Here is a 25,311-nt window from a genome sequence, read left to right as displayed (position 1 = left end):
CCTTCCTGCAGGCGTCCGCACAAATTACCTGCGCACACTGTCAAAGAACTTCGGGGCCGGCCTCAGCGCCTTTCCCTCTTCGCTATCCGACGTTTCCGTCCAAGCGAGCCGCCCATTATAGCGGACTTTTTCTTGCCGTCAACACCTCGTTTCGAGCCGTTGACCGCTTCAGCACCCGAAGGCTTTCCCTGAAGCGAGCCCGCCATCATAGCGGACTTTTTTGTTTCGTCAACATCTCGTTTCCGAGGAAGTTGACCGCTTCGTCTGCGCGATCCGAAGATCATTTCGTCGAAGCGAGCCGCACATCTTAGCCGGCTTTTTCATTCCGTCAACACCCTGTGAAGCGATGCTGGCGTCGTCCGCGTTTTCCGCCGAAGCGTTGTCGTTGACGAGGTGGCGCAGTTTAGCGATGCAACGCGGTGCGTCAACTCTTGTGATTGTCATCGCTCGCGTGCAATACGCGCGCACATGCCTGCGCGCACGCCGCGCGCTCAGGCCGCGGCGCGCTCGGGCGGCACCGCGCGCCACCACGCCAGAACCGCACCAGATGCCAGCAGCAGGCCCGCGAGCAACCACGGCGCACCCGGCACGTGCAGCGGCGCATCCTCGCCGATGAACCACGCGAACACATTGGCAAACAGTAGCGGCCCGAAGACGCCTGCCAGGCTGATCAAGCTCATCAACGCGCCCTGGATCCGTCCTTGCACGTCGGCACCTACGCGCCGCGTGATCAGCGCCTGCGCGGCGGGCCCCGCGACCGCCCACAGCGCGCTGATCGGCACGCCGATCAGGAACGCACGCCCGCTACCCGCCATGCCGTAGATCACGAAGCCCACCACGCCGCAGCCCAGGCCGAACAGAAGCGCGCGCCGCTCGCCCATCCACGCCACGATGCGCCCCACCAGCAGGGCGTTGACGATGATGCTGCACACGCCCACCAACGCCAGCACCCAGCTCACTTCCCGCGGACCCCAGCCATACCGGTACCCGGCGAACAGTACGAAGATGCTGGGGTAGACGTAATGGGCGAGATTGGCCAGGAAGATCACTGCGGCCAGTCCGAGTACCGAGGGATAGCTGCGCAGCAGCTTCAACGCGCCGAACGGATTGGCATGACGCCAGTCCACGCGCGCGCTACGCCGTTGCGGCGGCAGGGATTCGGGCAGGACGAACCAGCCATAGAGGAAATTGCTCAACGAGAGCGCGGCGGCGAACCAGAACGGCCAGCGCAATCCGAAGCTGCCCAGCCAGCCGCCGATCAGCGGCCCGGCCACGAAGCCAATACCGAAGGCGGCACCGAGCATGCCGTAGGCCTGCGCGCGTTTCTCCGGCGCGGTGACGTCGGCGATGTAGGCGTTGGCGGTGGAAAAGCTCGCCGAGAACACGCCCGAGCACACCCGCGCCAGCAGCAATAGCGGCAGGGTGTGGGCCACGGCCATCAGCAGGAAATCCATGCCCAGGCCGAAGCACGAGAGCAGGATCACGAAGCGCCGTCCGTAGCGATCCGACAACGCCCCCTGCACCGGCGAGCAGAAGAACTGGATCGCCGCGAACAGGAAGCCGAACCACCCGATCCAGTGCGCGGCATCGGCGTAGTCGCCGCCGGTGAATTGCCGCACCAGATCGGGCAACACGGGGATCACCACACCGAACGACAACACGTCGATCAGCACGGTGATGAAAATGAAGATCATCGCCGCGCGACGCGGCCCTTCAACCGGAAACGAGGCGGTCATGCAGCAGGCCCGGGGACGGAAGGCGGCAGTGTAAGCGCCGCGCCACCGTTTCGGCAGCGCGGCAGCGGGCAAACTCAGAGTGGCCGGGTGCCGATGGTCTGGCGCAGCACATGGCGTGCGCCCGGCGCCAGCTCGATCACGTCCGGCCCCGCATTCGCGGCCTCCAGGCACACGTACTGGCGCCAGCCTTCGCGCACATCGTCCATCTTGGCCGCGCCCGCTTCGCCCGGGTTCCAGGCCACCAGGGTCTGGCTGCCTTCGGTACGCAGGTCGATGCGCCGCCGCAGGACCGGATCGACCAGGCTGTACTGCCCGCCCGCCTGGAGGTAGATGCGGTCGCTGCGGCCAGGGTCGCGCGGGTCGCGCAGGTTCCAGTCGCCCTGCTGCCGGCGGGTCACGGCGTAGTTCTCGAACTTGTCCACGTAGTCCAGCCCGTCCACGCCCTCGGCGCTGACCTGCAGCGCATCGCCCACGTGGAAGTAGTTGTGCAGCGCCTGGGTGAAGCGCACGGTTTCGCCGCTCACGTTCTGCGTTTCCAGCGTCTGCTCCAGCGTGCGGCCGATGCGCAGCGTCATGCGCAGCCGCAGCGCGAGATCCTCCAGTACCGGCGGCGCCAGGTGCAGCACGAGCGTGCCGTCGGGTTCGCGAGACGCATCGAGCAGTTGCCACGGCAGCGTACGCACGAAGCCGTGCGCGGGAACATCGTCCGTCTGGTCCTGCCGCCCGAAATACGGCCAGCACACCGGCGTGCCGCCGCGGATTGGCGTAGGGGCCGGTTTCACCCGTGGCGACAGCCACATCACGTCCTCCTGCCCTGCCGGCACGAAGGACAGCAGCTGGCCGCCAAACAGGCTGATCGCCGCCGTGGAATGCGGCGTGGTGACCAGCAGCGAGGGGAAGCCGTGGAAATCGCCTGTACTCAGGCCGGGAACGTCTTTCATGGCTTTTTGCTTGCTCACGAGGGGAGATTGGACGAAGCGCGGGTACGCCGCCGGCAGCCGGAACGCGGTGCCCTTCAATACCGCCGGTGCCGGCATCTCCGCCCGCAGCGCGGCGAGGATGGACTGGCCGGCGCGGCCATCGGCCGGCTGCAGGCCGAGCCGCTGTTGTTCGGCCTGGATGGCGCGGCGGGTGGCATTGCCCAGCATGCCATCGGGGGTGCCGAGTGCGTGCCCGCGGGCGATCAGCAGGCGCTGCAGCGCGCGGCGGCCCGCGCGATCCAGTGCCGGATCCGGCGTCGGCCAAGCGGTGGCCAGCCCCGTACCGCCCCGCAGTCGGTCCGACAGCAGGGCGATCGCCAGCGCATAGCTCTCCGCGGCGTTATAGGCGTAGATCGCATCGTAATTGGCGAAGACGAGGAACGCCGGGCCTTGCGCGCCCGTAGGCAGCAGCAGCGCGGCAGGGGTGTCGTCGGCAAGCTGCGGCAGGCGCGAGGCCCGGCCCTCCACGCCGCGCACGCCCAGCGCCCGCCACTCGCGCAATGGGCGCCGCTGCGTGCGTCCGGTTCGTGAGGTATCGGCACCCTCGGGAACGACCACCTCCTCGCCCCACGGCTCGCCCGTGCGCCAGCCGGCGCGGGCCAGGTAGTTGGCGGTGGATGCCAACGCATCGGGCACGCTGCCGACCAAATCGCGGCGGCCATCGCCGTCGCCATCCACCGCGATGCGGCGATACGTCGTGGGCATGAACTGCGTCTGCCCGAAGGCGCCCGCCCATGAGCCGGTGGGTGCCACCGCCAGGTCGCCGTCCTGCAACAGCTGCAACAGGGCGAACAGCTCGCCGCGGAAGAACGGCTGGCGTCGCCCTTCGCACGACAACGTGGCCAGCGACACCAGAAGCGGTCGTTTTCCCGTCACCCGGCCGTAATCGCTTTCCACGCCCCACACGGCCACGACGGTTTCCGCGTCCACTCCATACTGCGCGGCGATGCCGTCGAGCAATCCCCGGTAGCGCGCGAGGAACGCCTTGCCATCCGCCACCCGCTCGTCGTCGACCAACGCGGCGAGGTAGTCCCAGAGCGGCGTGGTGAATTCGGGTTGGGCATCCAGCAAGGCCAGCACGCTGGGGTCGGCCTGCACGCCGGCCATGTGCTGGTCGAAGACGTCGAGGGTAATGCCCTGAGCCTGCGCGCCCGCCCGCAGCGTCGACAGGCAGCGCGCCCAGGTGGCATCGCCCGCGGCCGAGGCCGGTAGCGCTAACGCCAGGCCGGCGACCAGGCCGAGCCGCCCGGCCCAGCCCACTTCACGCCAGATCGCGGAAAACCTCCGGACGCCGCGCCAGTTCATCGGCCCGCTCCGGCCCGACCACCATCCGCCGCGCGGCCGAGCCACCGGGGGGGCGCCGAATCATCCAGGCCGCCAAGGCACCCGGCACCAGCACGCCGAATACCGCCACCGCGATCAACATCCATAACCAGAGACTGAGGTTGCCCATCGCCGTCCCTTTGCCGAACCACGGCCCTGCCTATCCCGGGGCCCAGCATAGCCAGCGCGCGCGAACGCGGCGTGCAGATCGCCGTCACGCCGGCCCGGCTCACACCGCGTCCAGGTAGTACCACTGGCCCTCCTCGCGGACGAAGCGGCTGTGTTCGGACATGCGCACCGCGCTGCCGCCACCGACCCGGTAACGCGCGCGGAATTCGACCTCGGCGGTGTCCGGGCCGGTCGACGCGGCACGCTGCACGTCCAGCCCCAGCCACACCGTTCGGGCGCCGGCCGGCGCTTCCAGCGACAGCTCAGCCGGGCGCGTGGATGCATGCCAGGTGCGCAGCAAATAATCCGCATCGCAGCGCACATAAGCGCTATAGCGCGAGCGCATCAGCGATTCGGCGTCCGGCGCGGGTTCGCCTGCATGGTAGCGCCCGCAACAGGCGGCGTAAGCCAGCGGGCGGCCGCAGGGACAGGGTTCGAGGGTCGGGCGGCGCGCGGCATTCATGGCCCGATTGTGCGGTTTGCACGCGGCCCGTGCACCCCTTGCCGGGCGCATGGGCAGCCCGCGGCACAGCGCGTATGCTGGCGCGCCCTCGCCTTCACCCTTCGCATCGTGCTCGACGTCCTGCCTCCTGAACTGCCCTGGCTGCTGTGCATCGCATTCGCCGCCGGCCTGGTCGATGCCGCCGTCGGCGGCGGCGGGTTGATCCAGCTGCCCGGCCTGTTCGCCACGCTGCCGCGCGAAGTACCGGCGGTGCTGTTGGGCACCAACAAGTTCAGTTCGATGTTCGGCACCGGCATGGCGACCTGGCGCTACGCGCGCAACGTGCGCTTCCCGTGGCGGCCCGTGCTGTATGCCGCCGCCACCGCCTTCGCGTTCTCCTTCCTCGGCGCCACCGCGGTGAGCCTGCTGCCGCGCGAGGCGGTCCGCCCGCTGATCCTGGTGCTGCTGCTGGCGATGCTGGCCTATACGTTGGTGAAGAAGGATTTCGGCGCCCTGCACCGCCCGCGCGCGATCGGCCGCAGGGAACTGGCGATGGCGCTGGCGATGGGCGCGGCCATCGGCTTCTACGATGGCTTCTTCGGCCCGGGGACCGGCAGCTTCCTGATCTTCCTGTTCATCCGTTTCTTCGGGCTGGATTTCCTGCGTGCCTCAGCCGCTTCCAAGGTCGTGAATCTGGCAACGAACGTCGCGGCGCTGGCGTTCTTCCTGCCGAGCGGAAAGATCCTGCTTGCCGCCGCCATCCCGATGGCGGCGGCGAACGTGGCCGGCGCGTTCACCGGCACGCGGCTGGCGCTGCGCGGCGGCACGCCGTTGATCCGCCAGCTGTTCCTGGTACTGGTGGTGGTGCTGATCGCCCGCATGGGCTGGGACACCCTGCGCGGCTGAGCAGGGCGCCACCGGCGCCCGCTGCCCTCAGCGTTTGGGCTTCGCTACGTTGGGCTTCGTCGCCTTGGCGGGCGTCGCGGGCTTCTTCGCGGTCTTCTTCGCGACCTTGGCCTTCGCGGGCTTGGCCGCCTTCGCCTTCTTCGCCGCTGCCGGCTTGGGCTTCGGCACGCTCGCGGCCTTGCGCGCGGCCGGCGTGTCACCCGGCAATTCCACAGCGTTGGCGGCCAGTGGCGGCGCGTGCTCCTCCACCTCGCGCGCGCCGGCCCGCGCGCGCTCGGGCAGCTTCAGCCGGTGGGCCTCGTCGTCGTATTCGACCAGCAACACACCGGAGGTATGCCGCCCGCTGATCTCCACGAAGCAGGCCCCGCCGATGAACGGCTCCAGCGTCATCACCGATTTCAGCGGCGTGGCCACGATCATCTGGAAGCCGAAGTTCTCGAAGATGTTCATCGCCAACGCGGTGAATTCGTTGTCGGCCTTGTCGAACGCCTCGTCCAGCACCACCGCGCAGTAGCGCGGCAGCTCGCCGTCCTCGCCGCCGAGCTGGTAGCGCAGCGCCGCGGCCAGGCAGGTGGTGGCCAGCTTCTGCCGCTGCCCGCCGGACTTGCCCGCGCCGCTGCGGTAGATCTCCACCTGCGCGCGCGTGCGTGCATCCAGCTCCACGCCGATGAACTCCACGTGCAGCCGCACGTCCAGCACCTGTTCGCGCCAGCGGCGCTGTTCGCCGTCGTCGGCGCCCAAGCGCGCAACCAGGCCGCGCAGCGTATCGAACTGCGCCTCGGCCATCGCACGGTCTTCGGTCTGCTGTTGCGCCAGCACCGAGCGCAGCTGCTGCTGGAACTCCTGCACCTCCGGCAGGCGCCGGTCGCTGACTTCGATGGTCAGCACGGTGTCGCGGTTGAACGGCACCTGCTCCAGGCTGGCATTGACCTCGTCCATGCGCTGGCGGATACCCTTGTGCGCCTCGGCGGCGTGGCGCTGCAAGGCGAGCAGGTTGTTCTTGCTCTGCGTCTGCAGCAGCTCGAAGAAGCGGTTCTCGTGGCGCGGCAGGCCATCGCTCTCCAGCCGGTCCAGGCGGGCGAGGAAGTCGTCGGCGCTGGCCACGCTCACCGTGAAGTCGCCGCTGTCCTCCGGCCACTGCTGGCAATACTTGCGGAAGCAGTCGACCAGCAACTGGCTCAACCGGCTGTCGCGGCCCTGGCTTTCGGCAAGTTGCTCGGCCAGCCCGCGCTCCACGACACGGAAGTGGGCTTCCAGGTTGTCCAGGCTCAGGGGCGGCAGTTCGGCCAGCCGCTGCTGCAGGCCCTGCAACTGGGTGGGCGTCAGCGAGCCCGGCCCGCGCCCCTGGCTGGCCTGCTGCAGGTGTTCCAGGCGCGCGCGCTCGCGGGCCAGCTGCGCGCGCTCCAGGCGCACGTCCTCGTAGGTGCGGCGGGCCTGGTCGCGCAGGCCGCGCGCGTGTTCCAGTGCCTGGCCGAGCGCGCGCAGGCCGGTGTCGCCCTCGCGCAGCTGGCGCAACTGCGCGTCGATATCCGCCAGCCGCTGCAGCTTCGGGGCGACGTCGATCTCCTCCCAGTCCCGCTCCACCAGCGTATGCGCGGCGAGCGTGCGCTCTTGCCCCTGTTCGCGCTGCGCGCGCAACGCGGCGACATCGGCGTCGCAGGCGGCGATGCGCTGGGCCAGTTGCTGGCCTTCGCGCTCGAACACCTTGAGCTTGTCGCGGTTGTCGTAGCCCAGCAGCCAACGCTTGCGGTCGCCGACGGCGTGGCGGTCGTCCTTTTCGTAGCGATCGCCAGGGTGCTTGACCTGCCCCTCGCGGGTGATCGCCTTGTCGGCATTGCGCAACGCCGTGGCGTTGTCCACGCAGTCGTAGTCGAAGCGCCGCGCCAGCTCGTGGCGCAGCCAGTCGGCATAGGCGTGATCGCGCAGCAACAGCTTGCCCGGCAAGCTGCGCGGATGCGCCTCGCGCGCCTGCAGGCCGTCGTTGCGGCGCACGCGGAAGTACACCAGCCGGGTACCGAGGTGGGTGCGGTTGACCCAATCGGCCACTTGCGCGTGGTGGCGTTCGTCCACCAGCAGCGATTGCGCGAAACCATGCAATACGCGCTCGATGGCACCACGCCAGGCGATCTGGTCCTCGCGTACCTGCAGCAGCTCGCCCACGAACGGCAACGCCGCCTCGCTCAGGCCGGTGTCCTCGCACAGGCGGGCGCGCAGTGCCTGCATCGGCGCGGGAATGCTGGAAGGTGCCTTCTTCAGCGCTTCGATCTCGGCGCGGATGGCGGCGAAGCGGCGCTCGTCCTCGCGCCGTTCGGCCATGCGCTCGGCGATCGCTTCGTCCACCGAGCCGGCCTGTTCGCGGTTGCCGGCCAGCAGTTCGCGCGCATGCGCGACCTGTTCCGCGAAACCCGTCGCGCTGCCGGCCAGGCCAGTGCCGAGCTGGCGGCACGCCTGCTCGATCTGGCTGCGCCGGCGCGAGCGCTCGTCGCGCTCGCGCTCGATGCGGATACGCTCGCGCTCCAGCGCCTCGATCTGCTCGCCGCCCTGCGCACGCTGCTCGCGCTCCAGCCCGGCAAGCTTTTCCTCGTGGTTGTCCAGGGCTTCGCGGCGCTGGCCTTCCTCGCCGGCGAGCCCGCGGTCCTGCGTATCCAGCTCCAGCCGCCGTGCCTGCAACAGCTCGGCGCGGCGCTGCTCGCGGTAGGCATCCACGCCCAGTTGCAGCTCGCGCAGTTCGCCCACGCTGCGACGCAGGGCCATCAGCGCGGCATGGTGTTCGCGTGCCGGGGCCAGGGTCTCGACCTGCCGCCGCGCGGTCACCACCGCCTGGTGCGCGCCGTCGAGCTCGGCGAAATCCTCCACCAGCCGGTCGGCCGCCTCGAACGTGCGGGGCTCGTCGAGCATGAAGCCGCGCAGGAACGCGTTGAGGTCGCCCAGGTTCTTGGCCGACTGCGTCTTGTGCAGCAGGCGCAGCGCCATCTCGTTGCCGATGCCCAGCAGCTCGCGGAAATGTTCGGCATAGCCGGCGAAGCTGTCGAAGTGCTGCACGTCATCGCCGAGCCGCGCGCGCAGGCGGCGCAGGTCCAGGTCGAATCCATCCAGTTCGCGGGCGATGTCGAACGGCCGCCGCGCCACCAGGTAATGCCGGCGCACGTCCGCCGCCGCGTTGCCGCTGCCGGCGATCCAGAACAGCCGGACCAGGCTGACCACCTCGCCCAGCGCGTTGTGGTACTCCAGCGCCAGCGCGGTCCACGTGGCACCGGTGCGCAGGTACTGGGTGGCGATCTCGCCGGAGTTGCTGTCCTGCTGGTCGGCCCAGGCGCCGCGCACATAGGAGACCAGATTGCGGTCGCGCCCGCTGCGCTCGGCCTCGCGCGCGGCGGCGTTGAAGTCCACGATGCTCGGCGGGGTCAGCATCGCCGACATCGCATCGAGCAGCGTGGACTTGCCCGAGCCGGAGCGGCCGACGAACAGGAAGCCGCGCTCGGCGATCGGCACGTCGGTCAAGCCACTGAACGTGCCCCAGTTGTGCACTTGCAGGCGGCGCATGCGGAACTGGCGCGCACGCGGGTCCAGCGTGGCGTCGTGGAACAGGCCGCGAGGTTGCAGCACAGGCGTGCCGGTCAGCTGGTTCATCGGCTCACTCCTCGTCGGCCGCGACGATGCTCAGGCCGGCGTGGCCTTCGCGTAGTTCACGGTAGGCCTGGGACAGCGCCTGCACTTCCTCTGCGGAGAACAACAGCTTCAGCACCGGCGAAACCTCGTAACGGTCCTCGCTGCCGCGCAAGCGCGCCAGCAGCTGGTTGTCGCGCATCTTGGCGATGGCGGTCAGCACGCGGCGCGCATAGCCGGCGCGGTCGGTGGACACATGGCGCTCGTAGACGGACATCGCCTCCACCAGCTGCGCTTCCTCCACTACGGCGCGCTCGCCGCGGGTATCGGCCTCGGCCAGGCGCTGGCGCAGGTGCAGCAGCAGCGCGGACTCGATGAAGGTCAGCGGCGCGGCGCGCAGCAGCGTGGGCGATTCCAGCTCGGCGGTGTCGGCCTGGCGGGTGAAGGCCACGCCGCCTTCGCGGTCGAGCACCAGTTCCAGGAACAGCTCGCACAGCACGCGGCGGATGTCCTCCTCGTGGCGCAGCAGGGCCGGCCACAGTGCGCCATGGCGTTGGGCGTCCACGCTGGGGCCGGCCAACAGCTGGCACAGCGCACGTCGGGCGGCGAACGGCAGCGTGCCGGTGTCGCCCAGGAACAGCGGCTTGCCGGCGGCGCTGGCGGCTTCGCCGAGCCGCAATGCCTGGTGTTCGCGGTCTTCCGCGTCGAGGTCTTCAGACCAGTTCATCTCGTTTCTCCTGGACGAAGCGCACCAGCGGGATGCGCGCGCGCCGCGCGCGTCCGTCCCCGCCCTGCCACGCCACGATTTCCCATTCGTTTTCGCTGAGCACGCCATGCCGCGTGCCCAGCGACAGGTAGCCAATCACGGTGCCCAGGCCCTGCGCCGCCGGGCGGTGGCGCAGCGCATCGCCAATGCTCAGGCGCCGGTGCTCGCCCAGCAGTTCGTGCAGGTCGCGGCGCAGGCCGCGCACGTCGATCTCCGATTGCGCCACCAGGTCGCCGACGCTTTCCAGCGAAATCGCCGCCACCTCGGCCGCATGCACGCGCCCGTCCACGCGCACGCTGCGCGGGTCGTGCAGCCGCCACTGCGCCAGCGAGCGCAGGCGGCTGCCGCTCAAGGGCAGCGTGTATCCGGTCTGCGTGGTGGCATGCAGCCGCTCGCGCAGCTGCAGCGCTTCGCCCTGCGCCTGCCGCAGCAACTGGTGCAGGCGGCGTTGTTCCAGGTAGCCGCGGCTCTGCACGAAGCCGCGCAAGCTGCGGGCGAAGTGCTGCATCACCGCGTGCACCTCGCCACCGCGTTCGAGCAGCGTGGCGGTGAGCCCGCGCAGGAAGGCGCGTTCGCCGCGCGCCAGCCGGCGGGCGAAGCCGCGCGCCAGCAGGGCGTCGAGCGCCTCGTCCAGGCGGCCACTTTGCTCGTGATCGTTGAGCAGGTTCCAGAACGCCTGGAAGCTGCGGCCGGCCTCGCTGTCGGCGATGACGTCCACGCCCTCGAACAGGCGTTCGAGCACGTCGCCGCGCGCGCCTTCGTCGTCGATGATGCGCTCGCGGAATTCGCGGTTGAGCCGCTCGAAGTCGTCGCGGACGCGGTGGAAGTCCTCGGCCAGTTCGTCGGTCAGGTGGATCAGGTCGCGAGTGCGTTCCAGCGCGCGCTTGCCGTCCAGCGCGGCGAGCTGGCCGGCCTGCACGCGGGCGATCTCCTCGTCCAGCCGTGCGCGCTCGGCCTGCAGGGCCGCCAGGCGGGCATCGGGATCCGACTCGGTCTGCCCGGCCAGCTGCACGAGTTGCTGGATCACCAGCGACAGGCGGCTCTCGGTCGCGCGGCCGGCCTGGCCATCGCCCTGCCCGGCGATGAAGCGGATCGCCTGGGCGGCGGCGCGGGAGAGTTCGTATTCCTCTTCCTCCGCGCCTTCCGGCAGCCGGCGCTCCAGCCAGCCCTGGGCCAGCCAGTGGGCGACATAGGCCTGCGCGGTGCGTGGCAGCTCGCGCGACAGCTCGTCGGCGCGCAGCGCGTCGAGCTGGCGCTGCAGGCGTTCGTGCAGCACGGCCGAAGGCAGCCGCCGCTCGTGGTCGAGCAGCAGGCCTTGCAACAGGCCGATCAGTTCCGGCGCATGGTCGGCCGCCAGCAGCTTCCACAGCGGGCGTTCGCGCAGCTGCCGGTAGGCGGCGATCCGTTCACGATGCTTCATGCAGGGCGGCGGTGCGCGTGCGGCGGCCTCAGCGCTTGCCGCCGACCTCGATGAAGCGCAGGAACTCGGCGCGGGTGCGCGCGTCCTCGCGGAAGGTACCCAGCATCTTGGAGGTCACCATGCTCACGCCGCGCTTGTGGATGCCGCGGGTGGTCATGCACTCGTGCGCGCCCTCCACCACCACGCCCACGCCACGCGGGCCCAGCACGTCCTGGATGCACTGGGCGATCTGCGCGGTCATCTTCTCCTGCACCTGGAAGCGGCGGGCGTAGGTTTCCACCACGCGCGCCAGCTTGCTGATGCCCACCACCTTGCCGTCCGGCAGGTAGCCGACGTGGACCTTGCCGATGATCGGCGCCATGTGGTGCTCGCAATGGCTTTCGTATTCGATATCGCGCAGCACGATCAGCTCGTCGTAGCCGGCCACTTCCTCGAAGGTGCGGGCCAGGTACTCGCGCGGATCGTCGCGGTAGCCGCTGAACCAGTCGCCGTAGGCCTCGGCCACGCGGCGCGGGGTGTCGAGCAGGCCTTCGCGGGCCGGGTCCTCGCCAGCCCAGCGCAGCAGGGTGCGCACGGCGTCTTCGGCCTGGGCCTGGGTGACATCGGAAGGGGGGGTGTTCTTGGAAGCGGACATGGGTACGGAGCGCCCGTGACGGGGCATGCATGGTACCCGAGGAGGGGGTTGCGCCCCTACCCGGCCGGCGCACCCCCGCCCGGGGGCGCGCCGGCCGCGCGGGCCGGTGTCAGCGGCGACCGGTGCCGTGCCGCTGGTGCATGACGTCCTCGTGGTCCAGCCAGTTGGAGCCTTTGTTGGTCAGGAAGAAGATGTAGACGAACAGGGACACCGCGATGACGGCCGTGGCGTAGATCACGAAGTCGTTGACGCGGTCCGAATGCAGCGCGGCCTGGTAGAGCAGCGGCGCGGTACCGCCGAAGGCCGAGTTCGCCAGCGCGTAGCCCAGGCCCACGCCCAGCGCGCGCACGTGGGTGGGGAACAGCTCGGCTTTCACCACCGCGTTGATCGACGTGTAGCCGGTGAGGATCACGAAGCCGATGGTCAGTATGGCGAACGCCACTCGCCAGTCGGTCTGCTGGGGCAGGTAGAGCACCAGGTACCAGGTGTAGAGCACGCCGCCGATGCCGAAGAACACCAGCAACGTCTTGCGGCCGATGATGTCCGACAGCCAGCCGCCCACCGGCTGCATCAACATCAGCACGATCAGCGCGGCCAGGTTGATCCACGTGCCTGCCATCACGTCGTCGCCGGCGAAGGCGGTCTGGATCATCTTCGGGCCGGTCACCGAGTAGGTGTAGAAGGCGATGGTGCCGCCGGCGGTGATCAGGAAGCACAGCAGCAGCGGGCGCCACTGGTTGACGAACAGCTCATGCAGCGAGCCGGAGGCGCGCGCCTTGCCTTCCTTGGCCGCGGCGATGGATTCCGAGCCCAGCGACTCGTCCATCGTGCGGCGCAGCCAGAACACCACCAGTGCGCCGACGCCGCCGAGGGCGAAGGCCACGCGCCAGCCCCATTCGGAGATGTGCTGCTTGTCCACGAGGTGCAGCATCACCAGCAGCACCGCCTGGGCGATGACGTGGCCACCCACCAGGGTGACGTAGTGGAAGGAGGAGAGGAAACCGCGCCGCCCGGTGATCGCCGCCTCGGACATGTAGGTGGCGCTGGTGCCGTACTCACCACCGGTGGCGAAGCCCTGCACCAGCCGCGCCAGCAGCAGGATGGCCGCCGCGGCCGCGCCGATGCTCGCCACCGTCGGGGTGATCGCCACCACGAACGAGCAGGCGGCCATCAGCGACACCGATACCGTCAGCGCCAGCCGGCGGCCGTAGCGGTCGGCGAAGCGGCCGAAGTACCAGGCGCCGATCGGGCGCATCAGGAACGTCACGGCGAAGATCGCCCACACGTACAAGGTGGCGTTCTTGTCCTCCTTGGAGAAGAACTGCGACTCGAAGTAGCTGGCGAACACCGAATAGACGTAGACGTCGTACCACTCGACGAGGTTGCCGGCCGAGCCCTTCAGCGTGTTGGAGATGGACCGGCGCAGCGCGCCGGGCGCCGGGCTGTCGGTGGCGAGCGGTGACGAGGGGGAAGCGCTCATTCAGGGCAAACCTTTTCGATGGACCTGCCCGGGAGTATAGGTGCCCGCCCGTGTGCACCCCGCTCACCTCGGGCACGGGCCGCCGCGCACCGCCGCGGCGCGGATTCGGGCAGCGCCTGCCAAACGCGCGCAGCCGCATACGCGCTACGATGCCGCTCCCCACTGCCGCACGCCATGCCGCTGTCCCATGAAGGCCTGCCACCTCGACGCATCCCCTTGGGCATGAGCAAGGCACCGCAGCGCGCCGAGGGCCGCACCGAGCCCAGGATCGACCGCCTGCAACCGTGGATCGCCGCGCTCATCAGCGCGCTGCTGCACGTGTTGCTGCTGCTGGTGCTGCTGTTCTCCTCCAAGCCCACGGTGACCACGCCCCAGGGCGCCAGCGGTGGCAGCCGCATGAAGGTGGATTTCCTCGGCGAGCCGCGCGAGACCCAGCCAGCCCCCCCCAGTCCGCCACCGCCGGCCGCGCCCGTGCGCAAGCGCCGGGCGACCTCGCAGGTGCGCACGACGCTGGTCGCCACTTCGGCCGACCCGGTGCCGCCGGAAGCCCCACCCGAGCCGGAGCCGCAACGCGAGATGCCGCAACCGCCGCAGCCCAGCCCGTCGGACGACGACTGGTCGCGGCTGACGCGCCGCCCGGCGGCCAGCCCGCCCGCGCCGCGGCGCACCCAGGCCTGGACGGGCCATCCGCCCGGGTGGGCGCCGCAGGACACCGCGCCGGACAACCAGGGCATGGAGAGCGGCCCCGGCTATTCGCAAGGCCGCGGCAACGAGGCCGGCGGCCCTCCCAGCATGGAAGTGGGTGGCTACCAGGTGTACTACGACCTGCGCAGCGAGACCCTGCTGCGGACCTGGAAGGCGCAGGGCATGAAGGAACTGGCGATCCCGCTGCCGGGCACCTCCTATCGCATGGTGTGCGAGCTGGACATCGCCATCCGGCGCGGCTCGGGCAAGTGCCGCCTGCTCGACCCCGGCTCGCCGGAAATGCAGTCCATCGGCGATGGCCGCGAGGTCATCAACATGATCCAGGTCTACAAGCAGGGCGAGATCGTGTGGCGCGGCCCTGGCCCGTACCGCTGACGACGGCCTAGAACAAGGTGCCCTGCTCCGGCGGCGAGGCGGGCGCGGTGTCCACCGGCGCGGCGGGCGCCGGCGCGCCCAGCCGCCACGCCAGGCCGGAAATCCGCTGTGCGTGCCGGGCCAGCGCGGTGCGCAGCACCGCCTCGCTGCCGGCCAGGTGCAGCCGGCGGCGCGCGCGGGTGAGCCCGGTGTAGACCAGCTCGCGGCTGAGCACGCGAGCCTCGCGGGCCGGCAGCTGCAGCCACACCTCGTCGAACTCCGAACCCTGCGCCTTGTGTACGGTCATCGCGAACGCGCTTTCGTGCGCCGGCAGCGCGGCGGGATGGAAGCCGCGTACCGGCGCGTCGCCTTCGCCGGCGAACCACGCCACCAGCGTGCCCTGGGCATCGCGCAGGCAGATGCCGACATCGCCATTGAACAGGCCGTGGCGATAGCTGTTCTCGGTGACTAGCAGCAGCCGGCCCTGGAACCACGGCGAGGCGCCGCCCAGGCGACGCGCGCCCGAGCCGCTCTCGGCCAGCAGCTGTTCGATGCGCGCATTGAGCGTGCGTGCGCCCTGCGGGCCGGCGCGCACCGCGGTGAGCAGGCGCAGGCGCCCGGCCTCGCGCAGCGCCTGCGCGGGGTCGGCCGCGGTGGCCAGTGCGCGCCAGTGCGAGAGCAAGGCGTCGCCGTGCGCCTGCAGGGGGTCGTCCACGTCCTCGTGGAATTGCACGCCCTCCAGCGTGCCGCCTCGCAACCAGGCCAGTGCCGTGTCGGCGTCGCCGGTACGCACGGCGTCGGCCAGCGGTGCGAGGGCAAACCCTTCGGCCTGGCGGTAGCCGCGCAGCAGGTGCACGCGATGCCCGGCCAGGCCACCCGCCTCGCCCGGCGGCGCTTCGGCACCGCCGCCAATCAACGGCGCCAGCGCGCGGGCATCCTGCGGTTCCGGCGCATCGCCGGGGCCGGTGGCTTGCAGGATGGCCGCGAGCACGTCGCCCGCTTCCACCGAGGGCAGCTGGTCGGCGTCGCCCAGCAGGATCAGCTGCGCGCCGTCGGCCACGGCTTCCACCAGCTTGCACATCAGCGGCAGGTCCACCATCGAGGCTTCGTCGACCACCACCAGGTCGAACGGCAACGGGTTGTCGGCATCGTGGCGGAACCGCGGCAGGCCGGGAATGACCCCGAGCAGGCGGTGCAGCGTGCTGGCCCCGGCCGGCAAGGCCGCGGCGACGGCGGGATCGATTCCTTCGGCCACCGCCTGCGCCACGGCGGCGCGCAGGCTTTCGGCCATGCGCTCGGCGGCGCGGCCGGTGGGGGCCGCCAGCGCCACGCGCGGCACGGCGGCGCCGGCGGCCAGCGCCTGCGCGATGCGCAGCAACAACAGGCGCGCGATGGTGGTGGTCTTGCCGGTACCGGGCCCGCCGGTAACCAGCAACAGCGCACGCCGCAGCGCCAGCGCGGCGGCCAACGCCTGCCGGTCGCTACCCGTGGCCGCGGCGGGGAAAAGCTGCGCGAACAGCGGCGCCAGGCCGCCCGCGTCCAGGGACGGCATCGGTTGCGCGGCGATGCGGCGCAGGCCGGCCGCCAGCAGACGCTCGTACTCGCGATAGCGGCGCAGGTAGAGCAGGCCCGCTTCCAGCACCAGCGGCCGATCCGCGGCGGCGGCTTCGTCCGCGTCGGGTTGCGCTACCCAGGAAGAGGCGGCCAGCGCGCGCGCCCATGCCTGCGGTTCGGGCAACGGGGGCGGCGAGCCCTCGCGGGTCTCGACCAGCACGCTTGCGCGCGCCGGATCGAACCCGGCATGGCCGCTGGCCACCGCCAACGACGCCAGCGCCGCGCCGGCTAGCGTGGCCTCGTCGGTATCGGGCGCATGCCGTTGCAGGGTCTGCGCCAGCGACAGGTCCAGCGTGCGCAGTGCGCCGGCGCGATACAGGGCGTCGAGCAGGCTCATGCGAGGGCCTCCGGCAGGGCCTGCCCGGCGAACAAGGCGTCGATGCCTTCCACCAGCCGGGGATCGAAGCGCCAGGCACGCACGCCGGGCGAGGGATCGCGCGTGGCGTCCAGGCCGCGGCAGAACAGGTAGCGCACGCCGCCGAAATCGCGCGCGTAGTCGTAGTCCTCGCCCAGCCGGAAGCGCAGCCAGCGATGCAAGGCCACGGTGTAGATCAGCGCCTGCAGGTCGTACTCGCTGTGCGCCATGGCCGCGTCCATCGAGGCGGGGTCGTAGGCCGGCAGCCGGTTGGATTTGTAATCCAGCACGTACCAGCGGCCCTCGTGCTGGTAGGTCAGGTCGATCAGGCCGGTCATCAGGCCTTCCAGCCGGTGCCGCGCGCCGAAGGCCTGGCGCGCGGGCAGCAGGCCGTGGCGATGCAACAGGCCCAGCAGCGCGTCCACCCGGGTCGGGCGCATCGCGAAGTGGAACTCCATTTCGTTGCGCCGCGCCGTCGCCGGCACGCTGGCCAGGGGGCTCCCCTCGGGCAGGCGCACCGTCAGCGTCTGGCCCACCAGCATCGTGAGCATGGCCACGCCATCGGCCCATGCGTCCTGCGCGTAGCCGCCGCGTTGCAGGCACTGCAGGATCACCGCGGCTTCGCCCGCCGGCGCGGGCTGGCCGGGCTTCCATTCGCGCCACGCGGCGAAGTCGCAGGCTTCCAGCACTTCGTGCATCACCACACCAAAGCGGTTGCCGGCAAAGCGCGGGTCGAACGGTTCGGACTCGACCGGTGCCACTGGCGTGTCGGTGGCGGGCGGCTCGTCGCCGCCGCCCGTGCTTTCCACCGTGGCGCTGGCCATCGGGTCGTGGGCGAGGCCGGCATCGGCATTGGCCAGCTGGGTGAAGCTGTAGACCCACCAGTCCGGGGCCACGGCCCGCTGCGGCACGCGCGCGGGCGGCACCTGGCGCTCCTCGGCGGCGGGCAGGCGCGGCAAGGCGGCCGGCGGCGGCGTGCGGTCGATGGCGATTACGCCGTTACCGGTGGCGGCCTGCAGGGCGCCAACGTCGGCCACCATGCCGCGCAAGGCGGTGCGCTCGTGGCCGTGGAAGCAGCCGGTCGCAATCCACAAGGCATGCTCGGCGCGGGTAAGGCCGACATAGAGCAGGCGCGCGTCCTCGGCGCGTTGTTCCTCGCGCCAGGCGGCCTCGGCGGCGCTCCAGTCCGGATCGTCCTTGCCGACATTCCAGTGCAGCACGCGGTGTGCGTCCTGGCCGGGGACGATGCAGTAGTTGCCCGGGCCCGCGGCGCGGCGGCCGATGCCCACGTAGGGCAGGAACACCAGCGGATATTCCAGGCCCTTGCTCTTGTGCAGGGTGACGATCTGCACGCGGTGCGCATCCGATTCCAGGCGCAGCTGCTGGGCTTCGTCGCCATCGTCGGCATTGGCGATGCGGCGCGCCAGCCAGTCGACCAGGCCATGCGGGCCCAGCGCGCGCGCATCGGCTTCCTGCAGCAGCTCGGCCAGCTGCAGGTAGTTGGTGAGGCGGCGCTCGCCGTCCAGCAGCGCCAGCAGGCGGGGGCCTTGTTCGGCGCCGATGTCCCCCACCAGCGCCAGCGGCCCGCCGCGTTGCCAGCGCTCGCGCCAGTCCAGCGCGCGCTGCTGCCAGCGGCGATGGCGTTCGCCGTCGTGTTCCAGCGCGGCGATCGCCGCGGCGTCCTCGCCCACCAGCACGGTGGCCAGCGCGGCGCGCAGCCGCGCGTCGTCGCCCGGATCGAGCAGCGCCTGCAGCAGCGCGAGCAGTTCGTGGGCCTCGGCGGTGGCGAACAGGCTGCGGCGGCCGGCGGCGACGGCGGGAATTCCCGCCGCGCCCAGCGCCTGCTGGATGCGGCTGGCCTGCCGGTGGTCGCGCACCAGCACAGCGATATCGCCGGCCTGCACGGTGCGGTCGCCGACCGTGGCGGTGCCGGCACGCGCGGCGGCGAGCCAGCCGTGGATGGCCGCCACGCACGCCGCCGTGCACAGGTCCGCCGCAGGTCCGGCGTTGAAAGGCTTGGGCTTGCCCTTGCTGTCGAAGGCGGTGGGCTCCGGTGCCTGCCAGAGCGTCAATGCCGGCGCGGGCGCGCCATCGCGTTGCAGGTCGGCGTCGGCGCGCTGCGTACCCGCCTGGACCGGCTGGAAGGCGATGCCCTCGGTGACGAAGGCCGCCTCGTAGCCGGCCTGCGCGTACATCGCATCGATTGCCGCGAGCAGGCCGGGCCGCGAGCGGAAGTTGTGCGCCAGCGGCGGCGCGCGCACGGCGGTGCCGGCGGCGGCGAGGTAGGTCCGCACGTCGCCGCCGCGGAAACCGTAGATGGCCTGCTTGGGATCACCGATCAGCAGCAGCGCCGGCACGAGCCCGGCCTCGCGCGCCAACGGCCCCTCGCCGAACACGTTGGAGAAGATCGTCCACTGGCGAGGGTCGGTGTCCTGGAATTCGTCGACCAGCGCGATGGCGTACTGCGCCCGCAGGCGCTGCGCCAGCGTGGCGCCCTGCGGCCCTTGCAGCGCTTGCGCCACGCCTTCGACGAGGTCGTCATAGGTCTGCACCCGGCGCTGGCGCTTGAGCAGCGCCAGCCGCGCGATGGCGTCCCGGCGCAGGGCGTGCAACAGGCGGATGCGGCGGCGTCCGCGCCATTCCTCGATACGCGCCCGCGCGGCGAGGTAGCCGTCGATCTCGTGGCTCAGCGGCGAGGCGGGGGTGCGCCCGGCGGAATTCTTGTTGGTACCGCGCGCCAATTCGTCCACGACGAGCTTGGCCAGCTTGGGATGCGGCGGCGGCGCGCTGCCGGGCGGCATGGCGGCGAAGCCCTCGAACCAGTGCCACAACGAGGTGAGCCAATCGGCCTTGTAGCTCACCTTGCTGAGCACGCCGCCTTCGATGGCGGCGAACACGGCTTCGAAGAACGCGGTGCCGTGCGCACGGAACGATGCGCCCAGCGCGGCGGCGGCGTCGAGCGACGCCTGCACGAGCGCGACGCCATCGGCATCGGCCTGCGGTGCGGGCTCTGCGGGCAGCAGCGCCGGGTGGCGCACCAGGTCGGCGAGGTCGCGCGCCAGCGCATCCGGCCCGCCCGGCCACAGCGAAATAAGGTCTTCGGCCATTGCCGGATCCACCGCACGGGCACGCCACAGGTCGGCGGCGGCTTCGGCGAGGAGCTCGCGGTCATTGGGCAGCAGTTCCGGCGCGGCCAGGACCTGCCCGCTTTCCAGTGCGTATTCGCGCAGCACGCGGGCGCAGAACCCATGGATGGTGAAGATCGCGGCCAGGTCGATCTCCTCGACCGCCTGTTGCAGCCGCCGGCGAAGGCGCGACGGTGCCTCGGTCCCTTGGGCCAGATGCGCGCGCAGCAGCTCGGCGGTCAGCCGCGCGTCGGGCGCGTCGGGCAGGTCCGCAACGGTCGCCTCGTCCGGGACCAGTTGCAGCGCCAGCACCAGCCGCTCGCGGATGCGGCGGCGCAGCTCCTGGGTGGCGGCCTCGGTGAAGGTCACCGACAGGATCTGGCCGATGCGCAACCCGCGCTCGACCACGAGCCGGGTGAAGAGCGTGGCCAGAGTGAAGGTCTTGCCGGTACCGGCGCTGGCCTCGATCAGCTGCACGCCGGCCAAGGGCAGATCGAGATAGGGATCGCGGGTGGCGGGCGCGCTCACTCGGCGTCCTCCTGCGTGCCGCGCCAGGCGCGCCAGCGCTCGGCCAGCTCGGCCGGGTCCACCGGCGCGCCGGAGTGGCCGGTTTCCAGCAGGGCGTAGAGGCGGTGGCTGGTATCGGCGAAGTCGATGAAGTCGTGCACGTCGGCGAACGGATCGCGGCCACGGTTCACCAGCGCGATGGCGGCACCGGAAGATTCGCCCCAGCCGTGGTTACCCTGCCATTGGGCGGCGGCCTCGCGAATCGCCTTGTCGTAGTCGCCCGTGCGCGCGGCGCGGTAGTACTTCCAACTGGTGTAAGGCGCGAAAGCCAGCGGCACCTGCACGCCCCGGCGGTACAGCGCGAGCAGCTGCGAAAGGGCGGCGCGCGCCTGCGCCGGCGGCAGCGGCTCGATATCCATCGGGTGCGGCCCCACGCCTTCCTCGCCCTCGAAGAAGCGCTGGAAAGGCGCCTGTTCGCCGGCCGCGCGCAGCAGCAACCATTCCAGGCCGTGGCGGATGGCCGCGCGCCCGGTGAGCGGGCCCAGGTTCACCCGGCCGACGCCCGCCGGATACCACGCGTGCAGGCGGCCATGCAGCGGCACGCCGTCGATCTCCACCTGCAGCCGCCGCGACTGCGCCGCGCCGGCGCCGCCCCACTGCTTGAATGCCTGCACGTAGGGCAGCAGTGCGTGCAGCTGCTGTTCGAGGTCACGACGGCCCAAAGGCCCGGACGGCAGCAGCGCGCGCGCGCGCAGGCGTTCGTAAAGACCGTCCACCTCGCCGGCGAGCGCGGCGGCGAACACTTCCTGCTGCAAGGCGTATTGCGTCAGGCCGCCACTGGCCGGGCGCAGCGGTTCCAGGTCGCGGTCGATCTCGCCGGGCGCGGGCAGCCGCAGGCCGAGGCGATGACGCAGGAACTGGCCCGCCGGATCGCCGAAGAGCCGGCGCAGGTCGTCGATGGCGAGGCTGTCGGGCGGCGCGTGGGCCTCGGTGGAAAGGTCCGCATCGACCCACGGCGCGAGCAGCTCGCGTTGCCCGGCCAGGCTGTCCACGGCCGGGCGCCAGGCGGCGCGGTAACTGAAGCGGCGCGGGTCGGGTGCGCCTTCCTCGGCCGCGCCGAAGGCGGTGGCGGCGAAGGGTTGCAGCGGGTGGCGCACGATGAGCGCGTCCCTGGCGGCCTGCGGATCGGCATGCGCCTGCGCGGCGCTGGCCAGCAGTTCGCTGACCAGCACGGAAGGTTCGCGGGCGCTGCCGTCGCGCGGGTCGGCGCCGAGATAGCTGAGGTAGAACACGTCCTGCGCGGAGGCAAACAGCTGCAGGAACAGGAAGCGGTCGTCCTCGCGGGTGGACCGGTCGCCGATGCGGCGGCGCTGCGTGCCGAGCTCGGCGGTGAGGCGGTTGAGCCCGGCGGCCGGGTCGCGGCGCGGGAAGTCGCCGTCGTTCATGCCGAGCAGGCAGATGACCCGGAACGGCAGCAGGCGCATTGGCACCATGCGCCCGAAGCTGATGCCGCCAGTCAGCAGCGGGGCGCGGGTATCGGCCTGGGCCAGCACGGCGGCGAAATGCGCGCGCACCACTTCCGGCGCCATCGGTGCGGTGAAGCCGGCACGTTCCGCGCTGCGGGCGAAATCGTCGATCAGGCCGCGCAGGCGCTCCAGCGCGCGCTGGGCGCGCGGCGCAGCGGGATTCACCGGCACCAGCGCGGCAAGCAATTCGAGCAGGCGTTCGCGGGCGAGCGCCGGCGGCATCGGTTCGGCCAGCGCCAGCTGCTGGCGTTCGAGTACGCGCAACAGGCGCAGCAAGGTGTCCAGCGCATCGAGCGCGCTGCCTTCCAGGTGCGGCCACGGCGCGATGCCGTCGATGTCGTGCTCCTCGCCGGACGCATGGCCCAGCAGCAGGCGATCGAGCGCGAAGCGCCACGTATACGCGTCGTCGGCGGGCGCCTGGTGCCGGGCGCGGTGCGCCGCGTCGATGCCCCAGCGGGCACCGGCGGCGTGCAGCCACTCGCGCAGCCGTTCGAGCGCGGCTTCGTCCAGCGCGGCGGCCTCGGCGATCGGCGCACTGGCGAGCAGGTCCAGGATCTCGTGCAGGCCGAAGCGCGACACCGGCAGCGCGAGCAGGGAAAGAAATACGTCGGCGAGCGGCTCGCTCGCCAGCGGGCTGGTGTCGGCCAGGGCGTAGGGCAAGGCGCCTTCGCCGGCGTGGCCGCCGAACACCGCGTCCAGGTAAGGCACGTAGGGGTCGATGTCCGGCGCCAGCACCGCGATCTGGCGCGGTTCCAGCGGCGGATCGAAACGCGGGTCTTCCAGCAGTGCGCGCAACTGGTCCTGCAGCACCTGCAACTCGCGCAGGCGGGTGTGGCAGGCGTGCACCTGCAGGCTGGGATCGTGCCGGTCGACCTGCGCGCGCGGCGGCGCGGCGGGCAGCGCGCGGCGATGGAACAGGTCGCCCTGCAGGCGCTGCAACAGGCCGGGCGCACCCTGCGCGCCTTGTTCGGGGTCCGCGTAGGCGGGGAAATCGCCGGTGGGGTGGACGACCTCGTAGCTGCCCAGCAGCGCGGCGAAGTCCCGTCCCGCCGCGCCCCAGGCCTGCAGCAGGGGGTTGTCGGCCACATCCGCTTCCCCGCCCGCGCCGCGCAGCTCGCCGCGGGTCTGCAGGTCGCCCCAGTAGGTGCGCGTGGGGCTGGGCATATAGAAGTGCAGCGTGCCGACCCGCGCCTGGGTGGCGAGCACGCGCAGCACGTCGGGGGAGATGTTCAACGTGGCGAAGGCGAACAGCCGCGGCGGCAACCCGCGCGGCAGCGCCGCCGCGCCCTCGCCGAAGCGGCCCAGGTACTCGTGGATGCGCCGGGCGCGATAACCGTGGCCTTCGGCCACGCGCCGCCACAGGATCGCCTGGGGGTCTTCCGGATCGGCGCCGGCTTCCCAGCGCAGCAGCCAGTCGCGGCGCCAGGCCTGGTACTTCTCGAACACCTCGCCCAGTTCGGCGGCCAGCGCCCAGGCCTTGAGCGGGTCGTCGCCGGCGAGATAGTCGGCCAGCGCGCGCATCGGCGGGCGCGCCATCAGGCGGGCATCGCGCAGGGCGGCGTATAGATGCCAGTGCAGGGTGTCGGCGTCCAGATCGTCCGCGCCGCCCTCGACATTGGCGTCCAGCGCGCGCGAGACGAACTCGCCGGGGGTGAGGAATTCGAGGTTGGCCGCCACGCCGTGCTCTGCCGCGAGCGAGGCCTGCAGCCAGCGCCGCATCGCCACCTGCGGGATCAGCACCAGGTCCGGCACCAGCAGCGATTGTCCCGGCGCCGGGCGTCGCAGCTGCTCGGCCAGCAATCCGGCGAGGACTTCCAGCGAGTTGGAGTGGTACAGGCGGAAGTCGGGAACGGCCAGCGTCATCCCGTCATCTTGCCCCAGCGGCCAGGAGCGGACGAGCCCCGGCCGTCGGTGCCCGTTGCCTGTGGCACATGCGATTGGCCCGCACGAGGGACACGGTGTTTCGGCCTGGATGCGCCTTCGGCCTTTGTGCCGGCCGGAAGCGGATGCGACAATACTGCACGGTCCAGTTCGGTTAAGTTCAGCCGCCGCGACCAATTCTTCCGCGAATCCCTGTGTCCAAGAAATGTCGGTGAACGATACCCCTGTCGTCCAGTTGTCCGGTGTGCGCATCGATCGTGGCGGCCGGGCGATCCTGCGCGACGTTTCGCTCGACGTGCCGCGCGGCAGCATCACGGCGGTGCTGGGCCCCTCGGGCAGCGGCAAGTCGACGCTGCTGGCTGCGCTCACTGGCGAGCTGCACCCGGTGGCCGGCAGCCTGCGCCTGTTCGGCGAGCCGGTGCCGCGCGATTCGCGTGCGCTGCTGCAGATGCGCCGCAACATCGGCGTGCTGCTGCAGGGCAATGGGCTGCTCACCGACCTCACCGTGGCCGAGAACGTGGCGCTGCCGCTGCGCACGCATACCCGGCTGCCGGCGCCGGTGCTGCGCCGCCTGGTGGAGATGAAGCTGCAGGCGGTCGGCCTGCTGGCCACCGCCGATGCGTGGCCGCGCGAGCTGTCCGGCGGCATGGCCCGGCGCGTGGCGCTGGCCCGCGCGCTGGCGCTGGACCCGCCGCTGATGATCTACGACGAACCGCTGACCGGGCTGGACCCGATCGCCAGCGGCGTGATCATGAGCCTGATCCACCGCCTCAACGAGAGCCTGGGCCTGACCAGCGTGATCGTGAGCCACCACGTCCACGAGACCTTGCCGATCTGCGACCAGGCGGTGGTGATCGCCAATGGCGGCATCGTCTTCGCCGGCACGCCCGCGCAGTTGCGCGAGAGTACCGACCCGCTGGTGCTGCAGTTCCTGCACGGCCAGCCGGATGGTCCGATCCCCTTCGACGCCGTGCCGCGCACGCCCCAGCGGAGCGCCGCCTGATGCCCGTCGTGTCCTCCATCCAGTCGCTGGGCCGCGCCGGCCTGTTCTCGCTGAGCGTGCTGCGCCGTTCGGTGCCCACGGCGGACTTCTTCGCCGAGCTGACGCGCGAGATCTACAAGGTGGGCGCGCGCTCGCTGCCGATCATCGCGGTGGGCGGTGCCTTCGTGGGGCTGGTGCTGACCCTGCAGGGTTATCGCACGCTCACCACGTACGGCGCGTCCGACGCGCTGTCCACGCTGCTGGGCCTGTCGCTGTACCGCGAGCTGGCGCCGGTGCTGACCGCGCTGCTGTTCATCGGCCGCGCCGGCAGCTCGATCGCCGCCGAGCTGGGCCTGATGCGCGCCACCGACCAGATCAAGGCGCTGGAGCTGATGGCCATCGACCCGGTGGCCAAGGCGGTGGCGCCGCGCTTCTGGGCCGCCGTGCTCACGGTGCCGTTGCTCACCGCGGTGTTCTGCTCGCTGGCGATCAGCGGCGGCTACTTCGAGGCGGTGCACGTGCTGGGCATCGACAACGGCACGTTCTGGTCCGGGCTGCGCGGCAGCGTCGACCTATGGGACGACTTCGGCGTGGCGCTGCTCAAGTCGGCGATCTTCGGCGGCACCGCCGCGCTGGTGGCCGCCTACGTCGGTTTCCATGCCGAACCCACCATCGAAGGTACCTCGGTGGCGACCACCCGCGCGGTGGTGAACGCCTCGCTGCTGGTGCTGATGTTCAACTTCGTCCTTTCCGCGATGCTGTTCCAATGAGCATGCGGAAGGCTCCCGACCTGTCAGGACT

The 25,311-nt window shown here is 71.2% G+C and carries 15 protein-coding genes and 1 pseudogene; 4 read left to right on the top strand and 12 right to left on the bottom strand.

Features of this window, described 5'->3' with window-relative positions:
• Positions 1 to 491: 491 nt before the first annotated feature.
• From P6166_RS01865 to P6166_RS01850, 4 genes are all read right to left on the bottom strand, one after another.
• Positions 492 to 1,736: a TCR/Tet family MFS transporter gene (locus P6166_RS01865; protein ID WP_277762828.1), complete on the bottom strand. Its 1,245-nt coding sequence runs from the start codon at positions 1,734 to 1,736 to the stop codon at positions 492 to 494.
• Positions 1,737 to 1,810: 74 nt separating this feature from the next.
• Positions 1,811 to 4,021, bottom strand: a complete 2,211-nt coding sequence (locus tag P6166_RS01860) for a lytic murein transglycosylase (RefSeq protein ID WP_277762827.1) — start codon at positions 4,019 to 4,021, stop codon at positions 1,811 to 1,813.
• Positions 3,978 to 4,169, bottom strand: a complete 192-nt coding sequence (locus P6166_RS01855; RefSeq protein ID WP_277762826.1) for a hypothetical protein — start codon at positions 4,167 to 4,169, stop codon at positions 3,978 to 3,980. The genes P6166_RS01860 and P6166_RS01855 overlap by 44 nt, the downstream gene beginning before the upstream one ends.
• Positions 4,170 to 4,268: 99 nt before the next feature.
• A complete protein-coding gene (locus P6166_RS01850; protein WP_277762825.1) occupies positions 4,269 to 4,670 on the bottom strand; it encodes a YchJ family metal-binding protein in 402 nt (133 codons plus the stop codon).
• Between the two features lie 108 nt (positions 4,671 to 4,778).
• On the opposite strand from P6166_RS01850, the gene P6166_RS01845 reads away from it, so the two are divergent.
• Entirely contained in the window at positions 4,779 to 5,555 is a 777-nt protein-coding gene (locus P6166_RS01845; protein ID WP_277762824.1) for a sulfite exporter TauE/SafE family protein, read from the top strand.
• Positions 5,556 to 5,819: 264 nt separating this feature from the next.
• Here P6166_RS01845 and P6166_RS01840 read toward each other — a convergent pair.
• From P6166_RS01840 to P6166_RS01820, 5 genes and pseudogenes are all read right to left on the bottom strand, one after another.
• A pseudogene (locus P6166_RS01840) lies at positions 5,820 to 9,098 on the bottom strand (SbcC/MukB-like Walker B domain-containing protein); the annotation flags it as partial.
• A 91-nt stretch (positions 9,099 to 9,189) separates the two neighbouring features.
• Positions 9,190 to 9,888: a DUF4194 domain-containing protein gene (locus P6166_RS01835; RefSeq protein ID WP_277762823.1), complete on the bottom strand. Its 699-nt coding sequence runs from the start codon at positions 9,886 to 9,888 to the stop codon at positions 9,190 to 9,192.
• The gene (locus P6166_RS01830; RefSeq protein ID WP_277762822.1) at positions 9,875 to 11,347 is read right to left on the bottom strand and encodes a DUF3375 domain-containing protein; all 1,473 of its coding nucleotides are present in this window, start codon (positions 11,345 to 11,347) and stop codon (positions 9,875 to 9,877) included. The genes P6166_RS01835 and P6166_RS01830 overlap by 14 nt, the downstream gene beginning before the upstream one ends.
• 28 nt (positions 11,348 to 11,375) lie before the next feature.
• Positions 11,376 to 11,981 (bottom strand): GTP cyclohydrolase I FolE, encoded by a 606-nt coding sequence (folE, locus tag P6166_RS01825; protein WP_277762821.1) that lies wholly within the window; start codon positions 11,979 to 11,981, stop codon positions 11,376 to 11,378.
• Positions 11,982 to 12,090: 109 nt separating this feature from the next.
• Positions 12,091 to 13,461, bottom strand: coding sequence for an MFS transporter (locus P6166_RS01820; RefSeq protein WP_277762820.1), 1,371 nt, complete (start codon positions 13,459 to 13,461; stop codon positions 12,091 to 12,093).
• Between the two features lie 222 nt (positions 13,462 to 13,683).
• On the opposite strand from P6166_RS01820, the gene P6166_RS01815 reads away from it, so the two are divergent.
• Positions 13,684 to 14,541 carry a type II toxin-antitoxin system RelE/ParE family toxin gene (locus tag P6166_RS01815; protein ID WP_277762819.1) on the top strand — a complete coding sequence of 286 codons (858 nt, stop codon included), beginning with the start codon at positions 13,684 to 13,686 and terminating at the stop codon, positions 14,539 to 14,541.
• Positions 14,542 to 14,548: 7 nt separating this feature from the next.
• On the opposite strand, the gene recD is transcribed toward P6166_RS01815, so the two are convergent.
• The 3 genes from recD to recC are packed head-to-tail and all read right to left on the bottom strand — an operon-like array spanning position 14,549 to position 23,510.
• A complete protein-coding gene (gene recD, locus P6166_RS01810; RefSeq protein ID WP_277762818.1) occupies positions 14,549 to 16,471 on the bottom strand; it encodes an exodeoxyribonuclease V subunit alpha in 1,923 nt (640 codons plus the stop codon).
• Positions 16,468 to 20,142: an exodeoxyribonuclease V subunit beta gene (gene recB / locus P6166_RS01805; RefSeq protein WP_277762817.1), complete on the bottom strand. Its 3,675-nt coding sequence runs from the start codon at positions 20,140 to 20,142 to the stop codon at positions 16,468 to 16,470. The genes recD and recB overlap by 4 nt, the downstream gene beginning before the upstream one ends.
• Positions 20,139 to 23,510, bottom strand: coding sequence for an exodeoxyribonuclease V subunit gamma (recC, locus tag P6166_RS01800; RefSeq protein ID WP_277762816.1), 3,372 nt, complete (start codon positions 23,508 to 23,510; stop codon positions 20,139 to 20,141). The genes recB and recC overlap by 4 nt, the downstream gene beginning before the upstream one ends.
• 223 nt (positions 23,511 to 23,733) lie before the next feature.
• Between recC and P6166_RS01795 the strand changes: the two genes are divergently transcribed.
• Entirely contained in the window at positions 23,734 to 24,531 is a 798-nt protein-coding gene (locus tag P6166_RS01795) for an ATP-binding cassette domain-containing protein (RefSeq protein WP_277762815.1), read from the top strand.
• Entirely contained in the window at positions 24,531 to 25,280 is a 750-nt protein-coding gene (locus P6166_RS01790) for an MlaE family lipid ABC transporter permease subunit (protein WP_057649047.1), read from the top strand. Before P6166_RS01795 ends, P6166_RS01790 begins: the two co-directional genes overlap by 1 nt.
• The last annotated feature ends 31 nt before the right edge of the window (positions 25,281 to 25,311 follow it).

This window comes from Stenotrophomonas sp. HITSZ_GD (assembly GCF_029543105.1).
In the GTDB taxonomy this organism is placed as follows: domain Bacteria; phylum Pseudomonadota; class Gammaproteobacteria; order Xanthomonadales; family Xanthomonadaceae; genus Stenotrophomonas_A.
Note: the sequence above shows the minus strand (reverse complement) of the source record. Positions and strands in the feature narration are given on the sequence as shown.

What these genes read in the sequence shown, in the direction of transcription:
- P6166_RS01815 (WP_277762819.1), top strand. Translation starts at nt 13,684, where the DNA reads ATGAGCAAGGCACCGCAGCGCGCCGAGGGCCGCACCGAGCCCAGGATC.
- P6166_RS01855 (WP_277762826.1), bottom strand. Translation starts at nt 4,169, where the DNA reads ATGGGCAACCTCAGTCTCTGGTTATGGATGTTGATCGCGGTGGCGGTA.
- P6166_RS01830 (WP_277762822.1), bottom strand. Translation starts at nt 11,347, where the DNA reads ATGAAGCATCGTGAACGGATCGCCGCCTACCGGCAGCTGCGCGAACGC.
- P6166_RS01820 (WP_277762820.1), bottom strand. Translation starts at nt 13,461, where the DNA reads ATGAGCGCTTCCCCCTCGTCACCGCTCGCCACCGACAGCCCGGCGCCC.
- folE (WP_277762821.1), bottom strand. Translation starts at nt 11,981, where the DNA reads ATGTCCGCTTCCAAGAACACCCCCCCTTCCGATGTCACCCAGGCCCAG.
- recD (WP_277762818.1), bottom strand. Translation starts at nt 16,471, where the DNA reads ATGAGCCTGCTCGACGCCCTGTATCGCGCCGGCGCACTGCGCACGCTG.
- P6166_RS01835 (WP_277762823.1), bottom strand. Translation starts at nt 9,888, where the DNA reads ATGAACTGGTCTGAAGACCTCGACGCGGAAGACCGCGAACACCAGGCA.
- P6166_RS01860 (WP_277762827.1), bottom strand. Translation starts at nt 4,021, where the DNA reads ATGAACTGGCGCGGCGTCCGGAGGTTTTCCGCGATCTGGCGTGAAGTG.
- P6166_RS01865 (WP_277762828.1), bottom strand. Translation starts at nt 1,736, where the DNA reads ATGACCGCCTCGTTTCCGGTTGAAGGGCCGCGTCGCGCGGCGATGATC.
- recC (WP_277762816.1), bottom strand. Translation starts at nt 23,510, where the DNA reads ATGACGCTGGCCGTTCCCGACTTCCGCCTGTACCACTCCAACTCGCTG.
- P6166_RS01795 (WP_277762815.1), top strand. Translation starts at nt 23,734, where the DNA reads ATGTCGGTGAACGATACCCCTGTCGTCCAGTTGTCCGGTGTGCGCATC.
- P6166_RS01850 (WP_277762825.1), bottom strand. Translation starts at nt 4,670, where the DNA reads ATGAATGCCGCGCGCCGCCCGACCCTCGAACCCTGTCCCTGCGGCCGC.
- P6166_RS01790 (WP_057649047.1), top strand. Translation starts at nt 24,531, where the DNA reads ATGCCCGTCGTGTCCTCCATCCAGTCGCTGGGCCGCGCCGGCCTGTTC.